This is a genomic window from Candidatus Electronema sp. JC, assembly GCF_048287365.2.
Lineage (GTDB): Bacteria > Desulfobacterota > Desulfobulbia > Desulfobulbales > Desulfobulbaceae > Electronema.
Window position 1 is genome coordinate 1 of sequence record NZ_JBLWEM020000015.1, and the last position, 5,886, is coordinate 5,886.

Genomic DNA, 5,886 nt, shown 5'->3' on the forward strand with positions numbered 1-5,886 from the left:
TAGACTGTTTTTTGTATTATGCTGTAAAATCATTATGTTCTGTATTTTTTCAAACGGCCTGAAAAAGGAGGTGGATAACGGGAACCGGATAACATCTTGATTTGTCGGAATAAATATGCGGCCAGCAGGCGGAAAGGAGGTGAAAAAAAGGTGGGAATGTCTCTCAATAAGAGGGATAACGGAAAATGGGCATCAAGCCTGTTGATTTCATTGGCGAAAAAAAAGGTGCCCTCGGAAGTCATGCCCTGATGAAGAAGGGATTGAGACTTGGAAGACCGTCGCTTTTCAACTTAGACCACTTACAATAGCCTCGGAAGTCATGCCCTGATGAAGAAGGGATTGAGACGGTTTGTTGCTGTATACATCTGTAACCCCAATTGATGCTCGGAAGTCATGCCCTGATGAAGAAGGGATTGAGACTGCAAGTAACCCTATCCAAAATAATGCATTGAGAAGGCTCGGAAGTCATGCCCTGATGAAGAAGGGATTGAGACAACCTCCATAAAAATGGTATCTGGGAAACTAAAATTATCCTCGGAAGTCATGCCCTGATGAAGAAGGGATTGAGACTTTCCAGCAGCAGAACTCTCCACAAGAAGATCACCTACTTTACTCGGAAGTCATGCCCTGATGAAGAAGGGATTGAGACCTGCCCTCCCCTGACGCTTTCGTAGTCCTGCTAACAAGGTATCTCGGAAGTCATGCCCTGATGAAGAAGGGATTGAGACCTTCTATAACCAGTTAGACCCAGCTCTTCACACTCTTTGTGGCTCGGAAGTCATGCCCTGATGAAGAAGGGATTGAGACCTCCTTGCTGGTGGTCCACCTGCGAAAGTCAGCAAATCTCTCGGAAGTCATGCCCTGACGAAGAAGGGATTGAGACTGGGCAATCCAAAAACAACAGGCCGGAAGAGATTCCTCTCTTCCGGCCTGTTGTCTGTTCAACCTGCGGAGGGGCGGTTCATGAACCGCCCTTGCTGCTTAGAACACGCCTTTCACTTTGCCAGTCTCCACATCCACATCAATGCGGCGGTAGGCCGGATCGGAAGCCGTGCCCGGCATCAGCGTGATTGCCCCGGCCACGGGCACGACAAAGCCTGCGCCCTTGTAAGTGAGAATGTCGCGGATGGGCAGCGTCCAGCCTTTGGGCGCGCCTTTCAGCTTCGGATCGTGCGAGAGCGAGAGATGGGTTTTCACCATGCAGGTGGTCATCTCCTTCATCTCCGGGTCTGCCTCAAGCCGCTTCAGCTTGGCCTGCGCTTCTGGTGTGTAGCTCACGCCGTCGCCGCCGTACACTTCCTTGACAATCAGCTCGATGCGCTTGGAGAGCGGGGTCTCCAAGTCGTAGAGGAACTTGAAGTCGTTCGGCTCTTCGCAGGCATCAATAACCGCATCAGCGAACTCCAGCGCACCGTCACCGCCGTACTGCCAGTGCTTGGAGAGCGCGACACGGGCACCGGCAGCCTCGCAGATACGGCGCACGGCCTTGGTCTCGTTGTCGCTGTCGGTGTAGAAGGCGTTGATGCAGACAACCGGGTTGATGCCCGCCTTCTTTACGGTCTCGATGTGGTGGATCAGGTTCTCGCAGCCCTTCTCCACCCAGCCGACGTTCTCGCCTTTGTATTCCTCCGGCATTGGACGGCCCGGCACCGGGATAGGCGCACCACCGTGGCACTTGAGCGCACGGATGGTTGCGACGACTACTGCGCAGTTCGGCTTGAGGCCGGAGTAGCGGCACTTGAGGTTCCAGAACTTCTCGAAGCCGATGTCTGCGCCAAAACCAGACTCAGTGATGTTGTAATCTGCCAGCTTGAGGGCCACGCGGTCGGCAATGACCGAGGATTGACCAATAGCGATGTTGGCGAACGGCCCAGCATGGACAATCACTGGCTGACCTTCAATGGTCTGCATCAGGTTGGGGTTAATCGCATCCACCATCCACGCGGTCATTGCACCTGCCACATCTAAGTCCGTGGCGGTGATTGGCCTGTCTTGCTTGTCATAGGCCATTACCATCCTGCCGATGCGCTCGCGCATATCTTTCAGATCCTTGGCGATGGACAGAATCGCCATGATCTCGGAGCTGACCGCGATGTTGAAGCCGGACTGCATGGTCATGCCGTCTGAAGTGCCGCCAAGACCGATGGTGATGTTGCGCAGGGCTTGGGCGCAATAGTCCATGATCCAGCGGAACTCCACCTTCTTTGGGTGGATGTCGAGACGGCGCAGGCCGCGCTGGGCAAGCTGCTCGTCGGTGTAGTTGCTCTCATGCTGCATACGGGACGTGAGCGCGACCATGCCGAGGTTGTGGGCGTTCATGATCGCGTTGATGTCGCCGGTCATGCCGAGCGAAAAAGGTGTCAGCGGCACGCACTGCGACAGGCCGCCGCCTGCCGCCGAGCCTTTGATGTTCATGGTCGGGCCGCCGGAAGGCTGACGGATCGCGCCGACCACGGACTTGCCGCGCTTGCCCATGCCCTGCACTAAGCCCATTGAGCAGGTGGATTTGCCCTCGCCGAGCGGGGTTGGAGTGATGGCGGTCACATCAATATACTTGCCGTCGGGCTTGTCCTTCAGCCGCTCAAGGATGGCGCGGTAGTCCAGCTTGGCCAAGTAATGACCGTGCGGCAGCAGCTCCTCCTTCTTCAAGCCGAGCTTCTCGCCCAGCTCATAGACGGTTTTCATGTTGCTTTCAGCGGCTTCGGCGATTTCCCAGTCGGCGTGTTTGGTGGGATCCAAGGGCATGGCGGTTCTCCTCTGCGAAAGTTGTTATGAGAAAGGGGCAAAAATATATTTCAGCGGCGCATGAAAACGCGCCGGAAAGGGCGCGGCAAGGACAATGATGCGAACACATTTGATAACAGTTTTTTGCTGAAATGTCAACAAAGAGCGGATCGGCCAGCGGCAGCCGTCACATTCCGCCGCGCAGGCGGCATAGTCCTGATCTCAAAAAAACAGACAGATTCCTGCCTTTTCCTTGACCGCGCCGCCAGCTCGCGCATCTCTTATAAAAAAGAGTGAACAGTACGTTTCATGCAATGAAACAGGGCAGGCTGCCCAAAATTGTGCCGTCCGCAGCGCACTGGGAACGCCTCCAGCTCTGTTTTGGCAGGCCGCGTTCTTTTGCGTTTACTTCCGGCGCAGAGCATGGTTAGGTATCTGCGCATGACCGCCGGAACAGCCCGGCTTTCCCCAGTCCGTTCTTTTTTGAGCCGCAATGAAACGCCTTCATCTCACCAGCCTCGGCTGCGCGAAAAATTTAGTTGATTCCGAGCTGATGCTCGGCTCCCTCGAACTCAGCGGCTGGCGGGCCGTGGAAGACCCGGCAGAAGCCGAGCTGCTGCTGGTCAACACCTGCGGCTTCATCCGTCCGGCGGTCGAGGAGGCGGTGGATGAGATTTTGCGGCTGGCTGAGTGCAAGCAGGCGGATCCGGCGAAAAAGCTGGTGGTGACCGGCTGCCTTGTCCAGCGCTACGGCAAGGATTTGCAGAACGAGCTGCCGGAAGTGGATTTGTTTGTCGGCATTGACGACCAGCAGCGGCTGCCGGAGCTGATCAGCGAGCTGACGGGCGGCGAAGGCGGCAGGCTGATTCTGCATCAGCCCTCATGCGGCCTGATCAGCAGCGCGATGCCGCGCCGCCTCTCCACCCCGCCCTTCCGCAGCTGGCTGAAGATCACCGAGGGCTGCGACAACCGCTGCACCTACTGCATGATTCCGGCCATCCGGGGCAAACTGCGCAGCCGTCCTGCCGCCGATCTCGTCATTGAGGCCCGCGCCTTGGAGCAGGCCGGGGTGAAAGAGCTGTCCCTCATCGCCCAAGATTTGACCGCCTATGGCAGCGATTTGGGCAGCAGTTTGCCCGTCCTGCTCCGCCAGCTGCTGCAAGAAACTGAGATTCCTTGGCTGCGCCTGCTCTATCTCTATCCCGCCTCAGTCACCGACGAGCTGCTTGATCTGATGGCCGAGCAGCCGCGCATCCTGCCCTATCTCGACATCCCCTTTCAGCATGTCAGCAGCGCGGTGCTGCAACGGATGAACCGCCGCTACGGGAGCAAGGAGCTGGACCGGCTCATCGCCCGGATCAGCAGACGAGTGCCGGACTGCGCTCTGCGCACCACCCTGATGGTCGGTTTTCCCGGCGAAACTGAGGACGATGTGCAGGAGCTGCTCGACTGCCTGCAAAGCTGGCAGTTAGATCATGTCGGCGTTTTTCCCTACGAAGATGAGGAGGGCGCGCCAGCGGCGGAGTTCCAGCCCAAAGTGCCGGACGAAGTGAAGCAGGAACGTTTTGCGCGGGTGATGGAGTTACAAGCGCAAATCAGCCAGCAGCGATTGCGGCGGCTGGTCGGGCGCGAAGAGGACGTGCTGGTCGAGGGCGTGAGCCAAGAAACAGAGCTGCTGCTGGAAGGCCGCACCCGCTTTCAGGCTCCTGAAATTGACGGCTGCGTCTACATCAACGAGGGGGAGGCAAGCCCCGGCGACATCGTCAGAGTCCGCATCGCCGAGGCCCACATCTACGACTTGGTGGGCGGAATCATCAGCTGAGTTCCGCCCTCAGCCAAGACGGCCTTATTTGCCGCCTGCTTTCCGCGCCGCCTCGTCCACCCGCTCGCGCAGGTCTTTGCCGACCTTGAAGAAGGGCAGCTTTTTCGGAGCCACGTCGATCTTCTCGCCGGATTTGGGGTTGCGGCCAGTGTATGAGCCGTATTTTTTGACCGTGAAGCTGCCAAAGCCACGGATTTCGATGGAATCGCCCTTGACCAGCGCCTCGCTCATGGTGTCGATGATGGTTTTAGCCACCGAGGCGGTCTCACGCACTGGCAGATTGACTTTTTCCGCCAAAGTTTCAATCAGTTCTGATTTATTCATCTGTCAGCTCTCTCTCCATTTTCTGGAACTGGGCCGCGCAGGCCGTCCCAGCATTGATCTGGTTGGTGTCCGCCCGTCTGCGTCAGTCTGGGCAAAGATCGTTATCAATACTATTAAAGCAGTTATCGTTCTGATTGTAAAGGGCTTTTGGATTTAACGAAGAGAAAAATCTTTTCAAGATCAGTTTTTCCTAAAAAACGGCACTTCCCCGGCCCCAGACTGCCCAGCCGCAGGCCGCCGTAGGCCGTCCGTTTCAGCCGCAGCACCGGATGGCTGACCGCCTGAAACATCTTCCGCACCTGCCGTTTTTTGCCCTCGTGGATGATTATTTCAATCACCGCGCGGCCTTTTTTCTGCCGCAACACCTTGGTCTGCGCGGGCCAAGTCATCTGCCCGTCAATGAGCAGGCCCTGCTCCAGCCGCCGCAGGTTTTCTTCGCTCGGCAGCTCGCGCACTGTGGCCTCGTAGGTCTTCCTCACCTCGAATTTCGGATGCAGAATTCTATTGGCCAGCTCGCCGTCGTTGGTCATCAGCAACGCGCCCTCGCTGTCGAGATCAAGACGGCCTACTGGAAAAAGCCGTGTTTTGACCTCCGGCGGCAGCAGCTCGCTGACAATCGGGCGGCCCTGCGGATCGGACAATGTGGTGACGTAGCCGCGCGGCTTGTTGAGCAGCAGATAAATTTTCTCCTCCTCGCGCCGCAGCGGTCTGCCGTCAACGGCGATGACTGACTGCGCTGGATTGGCCTTGCAGCCCAGCTCAGTGACCACTTGGCCGTCCACAGTCACCCGCCCAGCGGCGATGAGCTGCTCGGCGGCCCGGCGCGAGCAGATGCCCGCGCTGGCGATAATTTTTTGCAGCCGCTCCATTTATTTTGTGGATTCAAGTTCCAAGTGCAACTTTTTGGCAGGCTTCCAAGAATAGCTTTTTTGGCGTGTTGAAGCCAAGAGATTTTCGTGGCCTGTTGTTAATTTTTTCCGCGATGCAGTTGATGTCCTGCTGGCTCAACGTGTCGA

At 57.1% G+C, this 5,886-nt stretch carries 4 protein-coding genes and 1 CRISPR repeat array; of the genes, 1 reads left to right on the forward strand and 3 read right to left on the reverse strand.

From position 1 onward, the window contains the following. Positions 1 to 230 precede the first annotated feature (230 nt). Positions 231 to 883: a CRISPR direct-repeat array (repeat unit 37 nt; unit sequence CTCGGAAGTCATGCCCTGATGAAGAAGGGATTGAGAC). Between the two features lie 98 nt (positions 884 to 981). Further along, positions 982 to 2,745, reverse strand: coding sequence for a formate--tetrahydrofolate ligase (locus tag ACNKH3_RS02050; protein WP_420208062.1), 1,764 nt, complete (start codon positions 2,743 to 2,745; stop codon positions 982 to 984). Between the two features lie 472 nt (positions 2,746 to 3,217). Between ACNKH3_RS02050 and rimO the strand changes: the two genes are divergently transcribed. Beyond that, a complete protein-coding gene (gene rimO, locus ACNKH3_RS02055) occupies positions 3,218 to 4,546 on the forward strand; it encodes a 30S ribosomal protein S12 methylthiotransferase RimO (protein ID WP_420208063.1) in 1,329 nt (442 codons plus the stop codon). A 24-nt stretch (positions 4,547 to 4,570) separates the two neighbouring features. Here the strand turns inward: rimO and ACNKH3_RS02060 are convergent, their stop codons facing one another. Beyond that, positions 4,571 to 4,870 carry an HU family DNA-binding protein gene (locus ACNKH3_RS02060; RefSeq protein WP_420208064.1) on the reverse strand — a complete coding sequence of 100 codons (300 nt, stop codon included), beginning with the start codon at positions 4,868 to 4,870 and terminating at the stop codon, positions 4,571 to 4,573. Between the two features lie 122 nt (positions 4,871 to 4,992). After that, a complete protein-coding gene (locus ACNKH3_RS02065; protein ID WP_420208065.1) occupies positions 4,993 to 5,739 on the reverse strand; it encodes a pseudouridine synthase in 747 nt (248 codons plus the stop codon). Positions 5,740 to 5,886 lie beyond the last annotated feature (147 nt).